This window comes from Heyndrickxia acidiproducens DSM 23148 (assembly GCF_000374345.1).
Lineage (GTDB): Bacteria > Bacillota > Bacilli > Bacillales > Bacillaceae_C > Weizmannia > Weizmannia acidiproducens.
Map to the genome: position 1 here is coordinate 60,090 of NZ_KB893982.1, position 16,461 is coordinate 76,550.

The 16,461-nt window shown below is 44.1% G+C and carries 17 protein-coding genes and 1 riboswitch; of the genes, 2 read left to right on the top strand and 15 right to left on the bottom strand.

Features of this window, described 5'->3' with window-relative positions; all coding sequences use genetic code 11:
- The 14 genes from cysC to C232_RS0104430 all read right to left on the bottom strand — a co-directional run bounded on the left by cysC (position 1) and on the right by C232_RS0104430 (position 12,958).
- Positions 1–618 carry an adenylyl-sulfate kinase gene (gene cysC, locus C232_RS0104365; protein ID WP_018661668.1) on the bottom strand — a complete coding sequence of 206 codons (618 nt, stop codon included), beginning with the start codon at positions 616–618 and terminating at the stop codon, positions 1–3.
- A gap of 40 nt (positions 619–658) precedes the next feature.
- Entirely contained in the window at positions 659–1,837 is a 1,179-nt protein-coding gene (sat, locus tag C232_RS0104370) for a sulfate adenylyltransferase (protein WP_018661670.1), read from the bottom strand.
- A gap of 52 nt (positions 1,838–1,889) precedes the next feature.
- Positions 1,890–2,513 (bottom strand): NAD(P)-binding protein, encoded by a 624-nt coding sequence (locus C232_RS0104375; protein WP_018661672.1) that lies wholly within the window; start codon positions 2,511–2,513, stop codon positions 1,890–1,892.
- Positions 2,495–3,250, bottom strand: a complete 756-nt coding sequence (locus C232_RS0104380) for a sirohydrochlorin chelatase (RefSeq protein WP_018661674.1) — start codon at positions 3,248–3,250, stop codon at positions 2,495–2,497. The genes C232_RS0104375 and C232_RS0104380 overlap by 19 nt, the downstream gene beginning before the upstream one ends.
- A gap of 13 nt (positions 3,251–3,263) precedes the next feature.
- Complete coding sequence (cobA, locus tag C232_RS0104385; RefSeq protein WP_018661676.1) at positions 3,264–4,040, bottom strand: uroporphyrinogen-III C-methyltransferase; 777 nt, start codon at positions 4,038–4,040, stop codon at positions 3,264–3,266.
- A 129-nt stretch (positions 4,041–4,169) separates the two neighbouring features.
- Complete coding sequence (cysI, locus tag C232_RS0104390; RefSeq protein WP_018661678.1) at positions 4,170–5,912, bottom strand: assimilatory sulfite reductase (NADPH) hemoprotein subunit; 1,743 nt, start codon at positions 5,910–5,912, stop codon at positions 4,170–4,172.
- A gap of 23 nt (positions 5,913–5,935) precedes the next feature.
- Positions 5,936–7,753, bottom strand: coding sequence for an assimilatory sulfite reductase (NADPH) flavoprotein subunit (locus C232_RS0104395; protein ID WP_018661680.1), 1,818 nt, complete (start codon positions 7,751–7,753; stop codon positions 5,936–5,938).
- A gap of 147 nt (positions 7,754–7,900) precedes the next feature.
- On the bottom strand, positions 7,901–8,629 hold the full coding sequence (locus tag C232_RS0104400) for a phosphoadenylyl-sulfate reductase (RefSeq protein ID WP_018661682.1): 729 nt from the start codon (positions 8,627–8,629) through the stop codon (positions 7,901–7,903).
- Between the two features lie 105 nt (positions 8,630–8,734).
- A riboswitch (SAM riboswitch) is annotated at positions 8,735–8,835 on the bottom strand.
- A gap of 148 nt (positions 8,836–8,983) precedes the next feature.
- On the bottom strand, positions 8,984–9,607 hold the full coding sequence (locus tag C232_RS18385) for a histidine phosphatase family protein (protein ID WP_018661684.1): 624 nt from the start codon (positions 9,605–9,607) through the stop codon (positions 8,984–8,986).
- Positions 9,608–9,757: 150 nt separating this feature from the next.
- Positions 9,758–10,324, bottom strand: a complete 567-nt coding sequence (locus C232_RS0104410) for an NADPH-dependent FMN reductase (protein WP_018661686.1) — start codon at positions 10,322–10,324, stop codon at positions 9,758–9,760.
- Positions 10,325–10,523: 199 nt separating this feature from the next.
- Positions 10,524–11,081 (bottom strand): NUDIX hydrolase, encoded by a 558-nt coding sequence (locus C232_RS0104415; protein WP_026314476.1) that lies wholly within the window; start codon positions 11,079–11,081, stop codon positions 10,524–10,526.
- 152 nt (positions 11,082–11,233) lie between these two features.
- Positions 11,234–12,088, bottom strand: coding sequence for a DUF4097 family beta strand repeat-containing protein (locus tag C232_RS0104420; protein WP_018661690.1), 855 nt, complete (start codon positions 12,086–12,088; stop codon positions 11,234–11,236).
- Positions 12,085–12,642, bottom strand: a complete 558-nt coding sequence (locus C232_RS0104425) for a DUF1700 domain-containing protein (protein ID WP_018661692.1) — start codon at positions 12,640–12,642, stop codon at positions 12,085–12,087. The genes C232_RS0104420 and C232_RS0104425 overlap by 4 nt, the downstream gene beginning before the upstream one ends.
- Entirely contained in the window at positions 12,635–12,958 is a 324-nt protein-coding gene (locus C232_RS0104430; RefSeq protein ID WP_018661693.1) for a PadR family transcriptional regulator, read from the bottom strand. Before C232_RS0104430 ends, C232_RS0104425 begins: the two co-directional genes overlap by 8 nt.
- A 643-nt stretch (positions 12,959–13,601) precedes the next feature.
- Between C232_RS0104430 and yfkAB the strand changes: the two genes are divergently transcribed.
- Positions 13,602–14,729: a radical SAM/CxCxxxxC motif protein YfkAB gene (yfkAB, locus tag C232_RS0104435; protein WP_018661695.1), complete on the top strand. Its 1,128-nt coding sequence runs from the start codon at positions 13,602–13,604 to the stop codon at positions 14,727–14,729.
- A gap of 112 nt (positions 14,730–14,841) precedes the next feature.
- Here the strand turns inward: yfkAB and C232_RS0104440 are convergent, their stop codons facing one another.
- On the bottom strand, positions 14,842–15,201 hold the full coding sequence (locus C232_RS0104440) for a nuclear transport factor 2 family protein (protein WP_018661698.1): 360 nt from the start codon (positions 15,199–15,201) through the stop codon (positions 14,842–14,844).
- Positions 15,202–15,521: 320 nt separating this feature from the next.
- On the opposite strand from C232_RS0104440, the gene C232_RS0104445 reads away from it, so the two are divergent.
- The gene (locus tag C232_RS0104445; RefSeq protein WP_018661700.1) at positions 15,522–16,397 is read left to right on the top strand and encodes a 3-hydroxyacyl-CoA dehydrogenase; all 876 of its coding nucleotides are present in this window, start codon (positions 15,522–15,524) and stop codon (positions 16,395–16,397) included.
- Positions 16,398–16,461 lie beyond the last annotated feature (64 nt).

A 16,461-nucleotide genomic window follows, 5' to 3' on the forward strand; every position in this document is an offset into this window, starting at 1 on the left:
TCATACTAAAAGTGATTCAGTAAGATATCCCTTTTCTTTCAAATAGGCTGTGATGGTTTTGATCGACTCTTCCAGGCTTTGATTTTCGGTATCAATCGTTAATTCCGGATCAGACGGTTCTTCATAAGGCGCGTCAATTCCGGTGAATGCTTTGATTTCTCCTGCGCGCGCCTTCTTGTACAGGCCTTTTGGATCCCGTTTTTCGCATGCCTCCAGGCTGCATTTGACATAGACTTCAATAAACTCATTTTCTTCCAGTATATTTCGCACCTGCTCACGGTCTTTTTGGTACGGCGAAATAAACGCGGTCAAGGTCATCAGCCCGGCATCCACCATCAGCTTGGCGACTTCACCGATGCGGCGGATATTTTCTGCCCGGTCTTCGGGACTGAACCCCAAATTTTGATTCAGGCCATGGCGGATATTATCGCCATCCAACCGGTACGTGTGCACCCCTAATTGAAACAGTTCTTTTTCCAGTGCTGCCGATAACGTCGATTTCCCTGAACCGGACAGCCCGGTAAACCAAAGCACAGCGCTCTTATGCCGGTTCCGCTGCTGTCTTTCTTGTTTTGTTACTTTTGATGCGTGCCAAACAATATTTGCTGCATTACCCATTTGTCTGCCTCTCCCCTTTTACTTCACCAGCTCCCTGGCCTTATTTTTGCTTAAGCCCTTTGATCAATACTGCTGCAACTTCCGGACGGGAGAATTCCTTTGGCAATGCTTCCCCGTTCCGAAGTTTTTCCCGCACTTTTGTCCCGCTTAAATGGACATGGAACGACTTGTCATGCGGGCAGGTTTTCGACGTCGCCATATTTTCGCATTTCGTGCAGTAAAAAGCATGCTCGAATTTAAAAATTTGGATCCCGAGTTCATCTTCAAACCTGGAAATAAACGCCTGCGCTTCGTATGTGCCATAATAATCGCCGACACCTGCATGATCACGGCCGACAATAAAGTGGGTGCAGCCGTAATTTTTGCGGACAATCGCATGCAAAATGGCTTCACGCGGCCCCGCATAGCGCATCGCAGCCGGATAAATGACCAGCCTGGCCCGGTTTTCAGGAAAATAGTTTTTAAGGATAACCTGATAGCTTTCCATCCGGATATCTGCCGGAATATCATCCGATTTGGTTTCTCCCACCAAGGGATTTAGCAACAAGCCATCAACCGATTCCAATGCGCTCTTTTGAATATATTCATGGGCGCGGTGGACAGGGTTGCGGGTCTGGAAGCCGACAATGGTTTTCCAACCCAGATCAGCAAATAGTTGCCTTGTTTCTTTTGGATCAAGATAAAAATCTTTAAAATCGTCATGATTCGGCCGGTTTAACAAATAGACCGGGCCCGCCAAATACACATCCCCCTTTTCGTACAGCTTCTTCACACCGGGATGGGCGCGGTCTGTCGTTCCGTAAACAAGCCTTGCTTCTTTTTCTTTGTCATAAGTGTATTTTTCCTGTAATTCAAGTACGCCGTAAATCACGCCGTCTTCCCCGGTCAGCGCAATCTCGGAGCCAACCTCATATTCTGCCGCTGCTGCTTTCGCGGCAGGAAGGGTGATCGGGATGCTCCAAAGCGTTCCATCGGCCAGATGCACGTTTTCCAGCACATTGGTATAATCTTCTTTTCCCATGAATCCGGTCAGGGGACTGAATCCGCCGATTGCAATCAGTTCCAGATCCGATAAACTCCAGGCATCAAGCCTTAATGATTTCAATCCCGCTGCTTTTTTTAAATCATTCTCTCTTTCTGCCCCGTATTTTTCCCTTTGCACCAATTTTCCGCCATGGGGCAGAATTCCTATTTCATCCTTTTGTAAGGTAAGTGACAATGGTATAACCTCCCCGTATTGTAGTGAAACCAACTTCCGGTTCCTTTCTTAATTAAAATTCCTCTTTGGTTAAACGCCGCAGCCAGTTTTCCAGCTGTAGTTGCTGTTCTTTATCCTGATAATGATCAGACAGCAGTTCTTTTAATAAACCATTTTTTGATTTTTCATCCAAGGGGGACTGCTTTATGCGTTGCCGGCTTTCATATAAAAAGTCCAGGTAATCCCCGTATTGGCCGCCAAACATCGTTTGCAGCTGTTCTTTTATTTTTACTGCCAGCAGCGGGCTTGCCCCACCGCTTGAGATTGCGATTGATAATCTTCCTTGCTTGAAGTGTGCGGGGAAATGGACATTTCCCGCTGAAGCATCAGAAGCTATATTGACAAGCGCATTGGGAGGCGCTGACTGTTTAACCATCTGGTTGACTTCAGGTTGGCTGGTGGCAGCAATAATCAGAAAAGCCCCCGCCAAATCCTCAGGCTGAAACGTTTTTGCCCGCCAATGGATCTGTCCTTTTTCCACAAGCATATAGATTTCCGGTATTATTTCCGGGCTGACCACCGTGATATTTGCCCCGCTATCTAAAAGCGATTCGATTCTCCTGTTCGCAATCTGCCCTCCGCCGACCACCACGGCATGCTGTTGACTCAAATCAACCATCAGCGGGATAAATGCCATAATGGCACCTCTTCTACTAAAGTTTCATTCACGCGGTCTGCCAACGCCTGTTTCATGGAAGGATGATCCCCCATATGCCGGCATAAAATGATGGTTGGATCATGCAAAGCGGCAATTTTCTTTTTCAAATCCCGCATCAGGAATCCCGTAAACCATAAATATGGGACAATGAAAATATGCGTGAATTTTTTTTGTAAAGCTGACGCCAGCACCTCTTCAAATGAAGGTTCACAGGCAGCCAGAAAACAAGGTTCTACCGATTGGGCATTGATTCTTTTCTCCAGCATGCTTGCTATCTTTTCGATATCCCTTTTTGTTTGGGGACTTCTGCTGCCCCGGCCGGCCAATATAATTCCGGTACTGCGTGTAACGGGGGCCTGTATTTCATGAATGCGGTCTGCCAGTACATCCACCAACCGTTCTTGAACGCCAAGCGGCTTGCCATAGGTAAAATGTACATGCGGATATTGCTGCTGCACCTGCCTTACCGTTTTCGGTATATCATTGTAATAATGGCCGGCGCCGAGCAGCAGTACAGGAATAATCGCGATTCGGGTCGCCCCTTTATCTGCTAAACTTGCAATCCCTTGTTGTATATCGGGGGCTGCAATTTCCAAAAAACAAACTTCCTGCAGCGGTACATCGATTTTATCCCGGACAGATCGGATCAATCCGGCCGACTCCCGGAGAGCCCCCGGCACACGGCTGCCATGGCAAATATAAAGCACACCCTGCATGATGCCTTCCCCCCTAGCCAAACACGACTTGCGATGGCTGTTCTTTTTCAAGCTCCAGCCATTCATACCATTGGATTTTTTCCCTTAAGCGGACTACATCCCCGATAATAATCATGGCCGGATTTCGAATCATTTTCGCCTTTGTTGTAATATTTTCGAGATTTCCCGTTACCGTTTGCTGTTCATCTGTTGTCCCGCAATAGACTAGTGCAACCGGCGTTTTTGGATGGCGGCCGTGCCGGAGCAGCTGCTCACAAATATCCGGCAAATGTTTCACTCCCATATAGATGCAAAGCGTATCTGCGCCTTTAGCCAGATGCTCCCAGTTTTGCCCGGAATCTTCGCCGTTTTTCCCGGCTCCCGAAACAAAAGCAACCGATGAGCTGTACTCCCGGTGTGTAAGCGGGATCCCGGCATAGGCGGGGGCGGCGGAACCGGATGTAATGCCCGGAACAACTTCAAAAGAGATGCCATTTTTACGCAGGTATTCTGCCTCTTCCCCGCCCCTTCCAAAGATAAAAGGGTCGCCGCCTTTGAGCCTTGTTACCACATTGCCTTGTTTGGCGTATTTCACAAGCAGGCTGTTGATCGTTTCCTGCGAGAGGGAATGCCGGTCCGGGCTTTTGCCGCAATAGACCAGTTTTGCCCCTTCATGCGCTTCGTCAAGCAAGAGGCGGTTCACCAGGCGGTCATATAAAATGACATCCGCCTGTTGAACAGCTTTCAGTCCTTTTACTGTAATGAGCTCCGGATCACCAGGGCCTGCACCGACCAAATAAACCTTTCCCATCTTTTCACCTCATCCTTTTCTGCTGTTATGATTAAACGGCACTTCCTGATTCTTATCCCAACATAACGGGCAGTAAGACGAACCATCAGTGGGGAATGAAGGAAAACCCCCACTGATTTAAGTTTCGCTTTATCTTGCCGGGGTATTGGTTTGGTGAAAATCAAGCCCTGAATGTACCTCTTCCACATAACCGGCACGAATTACAAAGTCGCCGAAATGCTCACCGGCCTGTTTTTCTTTTGCATAGTGGAATAGAATCGGGCGAAGGGTGCTTAAAATTTCAGTTTCCCCAATATTTTCACGGTACAGCCTGCTCAAACGATCGCCTGTAAACCCGCCGCCTAAATACAAATTGTATTTTCCGGGCCCTTTCCCGATAAAACCGATTTCTGCCAATGCCGGGCGTGAACAGCCATTCGGGCATCCCGACATGCGAATCACAATCTCTTCTTCACGCAGCCCGGCTTCATCTAAAATGGCTTCAATTTCTCCCAAAAGGGATGGTAAATACCGTTCTGACTCTGCCATTGCCAGCCCGCAGGTAGGGAATGCCACACACGCCATCGAATTACGCCTTAATGCGGAGTAATGCTTCCCGTCAGTTAACCGGTACTTCTTCACCAGTTCATCAATTTTCCCCTTTAATTCCTCCGTTACATTTGCAATGATCAGATTTTGGTTCGGGGTAAGGCGGAAATCCCCTGTATGGATTTTGGCAATTTCTCTTAGGCCGGTCATCAATGGATAATCTTCAACATCCTTCACCCTGCCGTTTTGAATGAATAAAGTGAAGTGCCATTTTCCGTTACCTTCCACCCAGCCATAACGGTCACCATTATGATCAAAATGGAATGGCGCCGGTTCTTGAAGCTCCCACCCCAATCTTTCATTCAGTTCCTGCTTGAGCCAGTCGAGCCCTCTGGCATCGATGGTATATTTAAAGCGGGCATTTTTCCGATTTGTGCGATTCCCATAATCGCGCTGAATCGTTACGACTTTTTCGGCCACTTCAACAGCCTTTTCAGCCGGGCAAAAACCAATAACACGGGCGATTTGCGGGTATGTTTTCGGGTCGCCGTGTGTCATGCCCATCCCGCCGCCGACTGCAACATTGAATCCTTTTAATTTTCCTTCTTCCAAAATCGCAATGAAGCCAAGATCCTGGGAAAAAATATCCACATCATTCGATGGCGGAACGGCGATACCGATTTTAAATTTCCGCGGCAAGTACGCAGAGCCGTATATTGGTTCTTTGTCTTCGGTCTCACGGCTGTCCGCGACTTTCTCGCCATCCAGCCAAATTTCATGATAAGCAGACGTTCTTGGCAGTAAATGATCGCTGATGATTTTTGCCCATTCGAATACCTCGGCATGAACTGCTGATTGATACGGATTCGGATTGCACATGACATTGCGGGTCACATCCCCGCATGCAGCCAATGTTGTCATCAGTGCCTCGTTCATTTCCTGCATGGCCTTTTTTAAATTCCATTTTAAAATGCCGTGCATTTGGAAAGCCTGGCGTGTCGTCAGCTTCAATGTCCCATTCCCGTATTTTTGGGCAAGATCGTCCATGACAAGCCACTGTTCAGGTGTGGCCACGCCTCCCGGGATCCGGACACGAACCATGAATTGATAGGCCGGTTCCAGTTTCTTTTTCCGCCGCTCATTCCTCACGTCGCGGTCATCCTGCTGGTAACTGCCATGGAATTTCAACAATTTATTGTCGTCATCAGAAATTGCTGCCGTGATCTGATCCTGCAGCCCTTCTGCAATTGTGCCTCTTAAATAACGGCTGTTTTTCTTTATTCCTTCCAGTGGATCAAGCTTCCCGTTTTGGGCGGGAAGATGATTCTGCTCTTTATCGCCCATGATGCTGCCCCTTTCTTTTTCGATTAATAAACATCACGCTGGTAACGTTTTTGCTGCCGCATTTGCTTCAAGTAATCCTCTGCCTTTTCCTGGTCCATACCGCCTTCTTTTGCGATTATGTTGATCAAGGTTTCCTGGACGTCACGGGCCATACATTTTTCATCGCCGCAGACATACAGATTCGCTCCATTTTCAAGCCAGCGATACAACTCCTTGCTGTGTTCCATCATCCTGTGCTGTACATAAATTTTCTCGGCTGTGTCACGGGAAAAAGCAACATCCATCCGCGCCAATATGCCTGACTTCAGCCATTTCTGCCAATCCAGCTGATAGAGGAAGTCTGTTGAAAAGTGCTGATCGCCAAAAAACAACCACGTATTCCCCGCAATGCCTCTTGCTTCCCGTTCTTCGAGAAAAGCGCGGAATGGGGCGACCCCTGTACCCGGCCCGATCATGATCACCGGTGTCTCCGGATTTTCCGGAAGCTTGAAATTCGGGTTGCGGTGAATATATACAGACAAACGGTCCCCCGGCTGAATCCGGTTTGCAATTTGCCCGGAACAGACACCCGAACGCACTCTGCCATGGGCTTGAAAACGCTCGGTTCCAATCGTAAGCTGGACTTCATCCGGATTCGCCTGATAACTGCTCGCAATCGAATAAAGGCGGGCCGGAATTTTACGAAGTATTTTTACGAACTGGTCCGGCTGAACTTCCCGCGGCGGATAATCCTGCACGAGATCCAATAAATCCCTGCTGTCAAGATACGCCTTTAAAGATTCACCGTTTTCCGGTTCCACAAGTTTTTCCAGCTCCTGATTGCCAAACAGCTCTGCTGCCTGTTTGAGCAGCGGTTTTGTTAATCTTGTAATCTCGTAATGTGAAATAAGTGCTTCACGCAATGGGTGCAGATCGCCTTGTTTATTCACCGGGACTGCTTCTTCCCCGCTCCATCCCAGTTTTCCGATCAGCAGATCAACCAGCTGCGGGTCATTTTCCGGAAAAATTCCTAAACTGTCACCCGGTTCAAAAGCGAATGCCGACCCTTCAAGAGACAATTCAAGATGGCGCGTTTCTTTATTGGAACCATGCCAGTTCAGATTGATATTTTCCAAGACTTCTGCCTGAAAAGGATTGGTTTTGGAATAAACTGCTTTTAGAGCGGGTGCCGGGGAATCCGTTACGGTTACGGCCGCTTCCTGCACATGCAATTCCCGTGACTCTTTCAAGACCCCGATGACGCCGGCAATCCAGCCGGCCGCAGCTTCTTCAAAATCAACGTCGCAATCTTCGCGCGGATAGATGCGGCTGCCCCCCAATTCTTCCAGGCGTTTATCGATATCCCGGCCGGTTTTACAAAAAAATTCGTAGGACTGGTCGCCGAGTGCGAGGACGGAAAAACGCACGCCCTCCAATTTTGGCGCCCTTCTGCTATGTAAGAATTCATAAAAGGTGATGGCATTATCCGGCGGGTCCCCTTCACCATGTGTACTGGTTACAATCAGCAAGTCTTGAACTTTCTTTAAATCATTCGTTTTAAAATCGTCAAGTGCTGAGGAAGAAGCATTGAATTGGTTTTCTTTTAACTTTTGAACGAGTTCTTCGGCGAGCGACTGGCAGTTACCGGTCTCGGACCCGAACAGGACGGTTACCTTCCTTTCTGCGGTTTTCCCCGGGGCTTTGGTGCCTGGTTCAGGCGCTTTCCCGTTTTCAGCAACCAGCGGATATGCCAAAAAACCGCTTAGCCAGATTTTTTGCTGTTTTGTTAACGTTGCCAGCAAACGATTGATGTTTTCCGCCTGTTCCTGGCTGAAAGGACTATTTTGTACGTTTAAATTCAAGATTTTCACCTCGCAGAGCGCTGTCAGTTTAATTTGTATCGTAAATCAAATTCTGGATGGATTGGTATCATCTCCCTGGGTCCCTCACCTCCTTCAAGTTTATTCCCGATATACAGGGATGGTTACTTGGTTATATACAAAAAATTTTTATTTTTCAAGAGAGGGCCTGCCCTGAATGTGGAGCCCGCATTCTGTTTTTTCCAAGCCTGCCCATCTTCCTTCCCTGGAATCGCCCGAGCCGCTTACAGCAGAGGTGCATGGCGCACAGCCGATACTTGGATAACCGTTGTCATGCAATGGATTGTAAGGCAGGCTGTTTACTCGGATATAACGCCACACGTCTTCCCAGGTCCAGTAAATTAACGGACAAACTTTTATCGATTTAAAGCGATCATCCTTGTTGACAAAATCTGTTTTTCTGCGGCTCAATGACTGCTCCCGCCGCAATCCGGAAATCCATGCCGGGACGCCGTAGAGCACTTCTTCAAGCGGCCTTACTTTGCGGATAAAGCAGCATAGATCAGGCTGGGTTTTCCAAAGTTCCGGATCGTATTTCTGTGCCTGTTCTTCCAGTGTCAATTTTGGTTTTTTTAGCGTGATCCGCAGTTTCGGATATTTTTCCTTCACCCTGTCGATCAATTCGTATGTTTCTTTGAAATGGACACCGGTATCCAGAAACGTAATGCTCGCGTCTTCCTTTACCTTGGAAATTAAATCAACCAGTACAATACCTTCCGCCCCAAAACTGCAGGCATAGATGATCGAATCCCCATAGGTGCTGTATGCCCATTCCAAAACTTTTGCTGCCCCTTTCGTTTCATCGCCGGGAACCCGTCCTTTAAAGGGGTCGCCATTGAAATCTTTGTAGGTAACCATACCCTCACTCCAAATCATATGGATTTTAATCGCAATTCATTGTAAACTAAAAAACTCTTCCTACCGGCAAGATAAGAAGAGTTGATGACAGGACAAGTCCAACTTTTCTTATCTTTCAGGCATTTGCCTGCAGGAATTGGCACAGTGTTTCATAACCTGTTGCCGAGGCTTCACAGGGCCTTTCCCTCCACCTCTCTTGATAAGAATCCAAACGCATGAAATTTTTTCAACTATTGGAATTATTATATGTCCAAAGAGCCCATTCGTCAATAATAATTTTGAAAATATATTTTTTTCTTTCTAAAGTCCTATATAGGAAATGAAGCGGATGGACAATGATTAGCCGTATACCGCTTAACAATTTTCCAGAAAGGAACGGTCGGCAATTTTTTCAATATCGTAATCATCGCCGCGAAACTTTACGATAGATACGGAGCAGTTGCCATGGACGGGGTATTCGCGGTCTCCTTTTAAATGCATCATATAGTTGCCCAGTGTCACACCATGCGTAAACACAAGGATATTGCCGCTTTTGTTTGGGTATGTATCGATAATATCTTTTACGGCCGCATCGGTGCGCCTGAACACTTGGGAAAGTGACTCGCCGCCCGGTGAAGAAAATTCCAGGTTTTTCATGCTGTACAAATCAGCAAAGAAATGTTGATGGGGAGACGGAAGTTTTGCCTCTTCCAGCGCTTCAAGATCGCCAAAGTGCATTTCCCTGAAACGGGCATCTTGAATAATCGGAATTTCTCTGTCCCCAATGACCTTTTTCGCGGTATCAAGCGCCCGCTTGCTGTCACTTGAGTACGCTGCCATAAACGGGACAGCTGCCAGCCCTTTTCCCAGACAAACCGCCTGCTGAATGCCTTTTTCAGTTAATGGGGAATCGGAATGCCCCTGCACTCTTTTTTCGAGATTATACTGGGTTTCGCCATGGCGGACGAAATAAAACGTAATTTCATGGTTATGATTCAAACAGGTCACCTACTTTTCTTTAATCATATTTGCTCTTATTGTAACATCATAAATGGAAACGTTACAATTTCCAAACATTCTACCAACAAACAACTTAAGCCATTTTACAAAAGACCTGGCAGGGGTACTTCCCGGGGACCGTTTTGCTGTTCAAACTTCGTAGACTGCTGCTTTTGCTTCGCGGATTTTGGCATAGGTTTCCGTTAACATGACAATATCTTCCACCAAACGGTTGATCCGGACAAGGATATCCTCATTGATGATTTCTTTTTGGTAAAAATCCCTTTCATCTATAAAAACATAGGACTGGACGATTTGCGCTTTCATATAGGCCAAAATCGGCTTCAACTGCTGTTCTGCAATTAAGTAGTGCTTTGGCGAACCTGCCGTCACAATGATGCCCGCTACCTTATCGCGGAGCGCTTTTTCCGGAAGCAGGTCAAAAATATTTTTCAAGGTTGCCGGAATGGATGCCTGGAAAACCGGTGTTCCAAAAATAATGGCGTCCGCTTCCATTACCGTTTGCGCGACAAACTTTGTGTCTCCCTCATACTCCAAATAATTGCGGCCGTCGCTGAACTGGATGTCATAATCAGCTAAATCAATCAAAGTAATGTCAGCATCCGTCTCTTTTTTTGCCAGTGCTTTTACCGCGTAATCCATGGCCGTCCTTGTTTTTGATCCAACTCTCGACCCCGATAATGCAACAATTTTCATCATCTTCCTCCCATTTCTTTGCTGCGTACTTTTAATTGCCAGTAACATATCCGCAGCAATAATTTTCTTTATTTTATCAAACGGCACCGCCCTTTTGTACCGGATCACGATGCCGGCAAAGGCTTTGTTACAATTTGATTATATGACAAAACATCGGGATAACGCATTTAATGCGCTTTGGCGTCTCTGCTTTTTAGGCTTAGGCTTTTTTGAGCTTAGCCATGATTTTTTTATAAATGGTGATCATATGCGGTTCATTGGAACAGGCTTCAATTTGTTCAAATGGAATCCACTGTACGTCACTGTTCTCATCCGGTTTGGCCGCCAGCGCTTCGTTTTCGTCAGCCTCCAATAAAAATGCAGCGTTAAAATGTAAATGCGGCGCCACATACTTTCCTTTTTTGATATGGCCAAAGACAGGCAAAATATCGAGCGAGACGACCTCTTCTGTTACCGAAAAAACATGTATCAGCCCTGTTTCCTCCCTGACTTCTTTCATGGCAACCGCCAGCAGGTTTCCGTCCCCGTCAGCATGTCCGCCCGGCCAGGACCAGGCATGAAAAATATTATGGTGTACCATCAACGCTTTGTCTCTATTCTTGTTGACGACAAAAGCGGAACTTGTAAAATGTGCAATTTCATTCTTACGTGTCAGAAGATCATCAAAAGTTCCTGCACAATTCAAGATAATTTCTTTATCCTTTTTCTCCTGCTCAAAATTTGTTTCATAATTTCGTATCCAATCTGTCCAATTCATTTTACACACCGTTCTTTCAAACAAAGTTTTTTGCACGATCACATAAGCAGTGCCCCTTAAGCCTTATCGGGCAGTTTTCAGAGGCACAAAAATTGACATTCATTGCGAAAAGATGATTACACCCGGTTTATCCGCTTTAAAGAAAGCTCAAATTATTTATTCTCCACGGTTATCCTTCCGTTAGAAGCAGTTAATTTTATTAAGTGTTCTCCGTTTCCGAATACAGCATTCCTATTTGAACGATCAAAAAGCTCAACCCTTCCGTTTTCAGTACTTGCATTGATTATAGCATTTGTCGGTTTTTTCTTCGTTTGAATATTGATACGCCCGTTATCTGTTTCGAATTTAATGGGTTGGTCTAATTGATGGGTGACGAGTGAGATTCTTCCATTATTCGCCTTAGCAAAAATGCGGCCCTCAACATTTTCTAAAGCGATTCTCCCATTATCAGAATTTGCTTTTACGAAAGAGGCTTTCACATTTTTTAGATTACTTAATCCGTTATCTGTTTGGGTTGTGATAGTAGTCCCCTTAACATTGTCAAATTCAATTTTGCCATTATCTGTTTTTACGTTAATATCTTTTGCTTGCAGATCACTTAGACTGATACGCCCATTGTCGCCTTCTATTCGCAGGGATTCATATACCGTTTTTGGAACATAAACTTTTAACGATAAGGATGAGGGAAAGAAATTAATAAAACTTCGTTGTTCATATTTTACTCTGACGGAAAGGGTTGCGTTTTCGGCATCTGTTGATAAGTGATATTTTGAACCTTTTCCAATTTTACCTGTTAGGCTGACTCTAGCCGTTGAATCAGTGGTTGGTAAAATTTCAACCCCGGTATTATCCGTTACCATTTTAATATGGTTGAACTTTTCATTGATAACTTTTTCTTTTGAAATTGACTTTTGTTGAATCATTGGTTTAAATGTAAGGATGCTTCCGACAGCGCCAACAAGTAATAGGACGAGAGCAACGATCGAGACTTTTTTTATCTTATTCATGATTGAATCCCCCCTTTAACAAGCTTTACATTGAATCTTAAATACCGGACAAAGCCTTGCGCTAATGTGCGAGTTGCGAAATACATCCCAATTACGATAAAAAATCCAAGTCCGCAAATTAACATTGAAATGAATAAATTAAAAAGCTCGAATGTATCTGGATATAAAATTAAACTAACGAAGACCAGCAAAGGGGAAGCAATAAATGCGAGACCTGAAACCCATCCTGCGACAATTACAGCGGTTAGTGCAATGAATGGTCCAAGCACAATTACAAGATTGAAAAAACCCAAACCAATCGTGGCCCATACTGCTCGTATGATATTTCCTATCGTTGCTGTTGTTTCCACCCTATCAAGATGATACGATGCCACCATATCTTTTGCTATCTGATGTGGGGAGCCAAGCAGGGATGAGATTTGTTCCTCCGTTTTCCCTTCCTGCATACCAATAGTGAAATGTTCCTCAAAGTCTTGCAGAATATCTTGACGTTCGTTTGAAGGAAGTCTTTTTAATGAAGAATCTAATTTAGATAAAAATTGCTTTTTATTCATCACGAACACCTTCTTTGATTATTTGATTTACTCCATTAGAAAATTCTTTCCATTCCTGGAGCAGTTCATGGAGAAATGCTCTTCCGTTATCCGTTAGTTTGTAATACTTACGTGGCGGACCCTCCGACGATTCTTTTAAGTACGTAGTAAAGTAACCTTCTTTTGTCAGCCGTCTTAATAAGGGATACACAGAACCTTCGGAAATGGCGATCTGCTCCGAAATTTTTTGAACAAGTTCATATCCATAACGATCATGCTTATCTAATAAAACAAGTACGCAGAGTTCTAAAACACCCTTTTTAAATTGCACATTCAATGTTCATTCCACACCCTCTCCACCACATAATTCACTACTGGTTATTATTTAGTACCATCAGAGAAAAATATAACATACAGTATTGTTTAATGCAAGGTATTAAAATATTAATAACTCTAAAAACACATGTTCACAGTTAATCGTGTATTTAACCGTTATCGGCTCCTATTTTTAATAGCTGGAAAAGTTGTTTCAAAGATCAACGTATCAGGGGAATGGATGACGAACCCTGCTTCTTTCTGTAGAAAAATTTATCAGTCAAAAACACATCAAGCCGATGCCCCGTTTCAATTGTCAAAAACATTCATTGATCCAGCTTGATTGCCAGAACAATTCCTTACATATTTCTTACCGGGCGTACATATTTTATCTTGATCAAACTTTACAAAAACCGGGCGGCCGATTTTTATCTAAAGATAAGTGACAAATCCGTTAAGCATTCTTGTGTCAAAATATCTTTGAACGTTTCTTTTTCAAAGGTCGTTTTCACCCCGAATGCTCCGATTTGCAAAATAGATTGGGTTTCAAGCGCATTATTTTTCTTAAAAACTTTCTAAACATGGCTTTTCAAAGGTTAAGATGAAGAACATGATATAATCAATAATGGATCTAATTGGAAATGAATTGAAAAGGGAGCTGTACCATGTTAAAAGAAGAAACTTCTGCAAGTATTTCGCCTGAAAACGATCCTTGGGAAGCCTATATGGACGTCAAGGAATACGGGCATCTTACACTGTCAAATATTGAATTTACCACCACGACACTATGTAATATGCGTTGTGAACACTGTGCAGTCGGTTATACGCTGCAGCCAAAGGATCCGGATCCACTGCCGCTTGATTTATTATTAAAACGTTTGGACGAAATTAAAACCTTGCGTTGTATCAGTATTACAGGCGGAGAACCGATGCTTTCTGCAAAATCGGTTGAAAACTATGTGCTGCCTTTATTACAGTATGCCAGTGAAAGAGGCATCCGTACACAAGTAAACTCTAATCTGACCATGAAACTCGAAAAATATGTAAAAATTGCGCCCTACCTGGATGTCCTGCATATTTCACATAATTGGGGAACCGTTGAGGATTATATTGAGGGCGGTTTTGCCCATATGCTTAGAAAACCAAGCAATGAACAGGGCAAAAAAATGTTTAACCGTATTGTTGAAAACAGCCGCGCCTTATCTGAAATGGGAGTGATGGTTTCAGCTGAAACGATGCTGAATAAACGTACCTTACCGTATATCCGGCAAATTCATCAGCAAATTACAGAAGAAATGAAATGCGCACGTCATGAAATTCACCCCATGTACCCCAGTGACTGGGCCGCAAATTTAGAAGTCCTGACATCTGAAGAACTCCGGGAAGCCATTCACCATTTACTGGATATACGGAATGAAGACGTGTGGATGTTATTTGGGACGCTGCCGTTTTATCCTTGCAGCAGTGACCCGGAGGATTTAGCCCTGCTAAAGAGGTTATACAAAAGTAAAAATGTAACGATCCGTAATGATCCTGACGGCAGATCGCGGCTGAATGTCAATATTTTTACCGGCGATGTCATCGTAACAGATTTTGGCGATACCCCGCCCCTTGGCAATATCCAGCAAGATGCTTTACCGGCAGTTTTTGAAAAATGGCTGGAAACACCAACTGCAAAATCCCTGAATTGCCACTGTCCGGCAGTTAAATGCCTTGGCCCGAACATTTTGGTAAAAAACACATACTATCAAAACATTGATTTTACAAAACGAAAAACCCGGATCCACATGTAAACTGTTACTGGCAGCGAAAATACTCGCTGCCAGATTGTTTACATTTTCAATCTTGGGATTGCCACCATCCAATTCATGGCATAGATTGTGTCCGTAAAAATCGCTTATCAAATTAGGACTTTGTTACTGTTCCTTGATGGAAAAACATTTGCCACCTTCCATCTATGTGTTTCCAAATGGAGCTGCGCAAAGTATGTTGCTTTCTTGTTTGATCTTGTACACAGTATGTCGCCAACACCACATCGCCAGATAAAGGATAAATTTCAAAATTGGAAAGAACCATCTTCCTTACGCTAAGCCCGTCTCCACCCACACTATCCTTCTTATACCAGACATTCCCCGAGCTGCCAAATTCGAAAAAGTCATCTGCCAGCAATTTGTCCAGTTCACCTATATTTTTGCGGGTTCCGGGCTCTAACAACTGTTGCTCGAGCTCAAGTAAATGCTTTTTTAGTGCAGTTTGATTCTCCATTTTATCCTTCCTTTATATCTATTATCATCCCAATTACTAACATATCTTCCGAATCAAAAGGACTAACCAGCGCGCAATTTATAATAGAATAGATTATTGATATAAATGGCACTATTTCGTATGCAGCAATTAATAACTCAATTATCATACGTTTATCGATATTTTTAAAAATTTTTGCACTGATTATGTGATATAACAATCCCATTTTGTTTTTTTGAAACCGCTATCTGATTCATTGACGACGCTAAATATATAATGCTACTATAATGTTGAATATATTATACTAACAAAGGGTATGAATAGAAAGGGAGAGAAAGATCATGGACTTTCAGTATGTTACAGTTGCCGGCAGTGGTGTTTTAGGAAGCCAAATTGCCTACCAAGCTGCTTTTAAGGGGTTTGTTGTAAGCGTTTACAATATCAATGAAGCAGCAATAGAACATGCAAAAGAACGAATCGTAAAATTGAAGCAGCGTTGCAAAGAAGATTTGCACGCCACAGATGAAGAAGTCAACGCAGCTTACAACCGGATAACTTTCAATTGCAATTTAGAGATAGCAGTCGCAGACTCTGATCCAGTGATTGAAGCGATCCCTGAAGTCCCGCAGATTAAAACTGAGTTTTATCAAAAGCTGGGCCAAGTCGCACCTGAAAAGACCATTTATGTAACCAATTCTTCAACATTTCTGCCGAGCCAATTTGCCAAAGCAACCGGCCGTCCGGCACAATTTTTAGCGCTACACTTTGCAAACGAAATCTGGAAAAATAACACCGCAGAGGTCATGAAACATCCGGGAACAGATATGAAAGTTTTCGATGATGTCATTGAATTTGCAAAAGCGATTGGAATGGTTGCATTACCTTTATACAAAGAACAGCCGGGCTATATACTAAACTCATTACTGGTTCCTTTCCTGGAAGCTGTCCAAATGCTTCTTTTAAAAGGCGTTTCAGATGCGGAAACCATTGATAAAACATGGAAAATAGCAACAGGTGCACCACTTGGCCCTTTCGCAATCCTGGATGTGGTCGGAATCACCACAGCTTACAATATTACACAAGCGAAAGCAGAAGCAACAGGCGATCAAAAATACGCTAAACTGGCTGAATTCCTGAAAACCGAATACATCGATAAAGGTAAACTAGGAAAAGCCGCCGGAGAAGGATTCTATAAATACCCGGTCTCGATTTCATAAACAGCGGCTCAATTAAGCTAGCCGGTAAAAATCCCCCCTTCGATTGAAGTGGGGGTGATTTTTT

Coding starts and splice junctions, on each gene's coding strand:
- cysC (WP_018661668.1), bottom strand. CDS start 618: ATGGGTAATGCAGCAAATATTGTTTGGCACGCATCAAAAGTAACAAAA.
- C232_RS0104375 (WP_018661672.1), bottom strand. CDS start 2,513: ATGGCATTTATCCCGCTGATGGTTGATTTGAGTCAACAGCATGCCGTG.
- C232_RS0104380 (WP_018661674.1), bottom strand. CDS start 3,250: ATGCAGGGTGTGCTTTATATTTGCCATGGCAGCCGTGTGCCGGGGGCT.
- cobA (WP_018661676.1), bottom strand. CDS start 4,040: ATGGGAAAGGTTTATTTGGTCGGTGCAGGCCCTGGTGATCCGGAGCTC.
- cysI (WP_018661678.1), bottom strand. CDS start 5,912: ATGGGCGATAAAGAGCAGAATCATCTTCCCGCCCAAAACGGGAAGCTT.
- C232_RS0104400 (WP_018661682.1), bottom strand. CDS start 8,629: ATGGTTACCTACAAAGATTTCAATGGCGACCCCTTTAAAGGACGGGTT.
- C232_RS0104410 (WP_018661686.1), bottom strand. CDS start 10,324: ATGAAAATTGTTGCATTATCGGGGTCGAGAGTTGGATCAAAAACAAGG.
- C232_RS0104415 (WP_026314476.1), bottom strand. CDS start 11,081: ATGAATTGGACAGATTGGATACGAAATTATGAAACAAATTTTGAGCAG.
- C232_RS0104420 (WP_018661690.1), bottom strand. CDS start 12,088: ATGAATAAGATAAAAAAAGTCTCGATCGTTGCTCTCGTCCTATTACTT.
- C232_RS0104425 (WP_018661692.1), bottom strand. CDS start 12,642: ATGAATAAAAAGCAATTTTTATCTAAATTAGATTCTTCATTAAAAAGA.
- yfkAB (WP_018661695.1), top strand. CDS start 13,602: ATGTTAAAAGAAGAAACTTCTGCAAGTATTTCGCCTGAAAACGATCCT.
- C232_RS0104440 (WP_018661698.1), bottom strand. CDS start 15,201: ATGGAGAATCAAACTGCACTAAAAAAGCATTTACTTGAGCTCGAGCAA.
- C232_RS0104445 (WP_018661700.1), top strand. CDS start 15,522: ATGGACTTTCAGTATGTTACAGTTGCCGGCAGTGGTGTTTTAGGAAGC.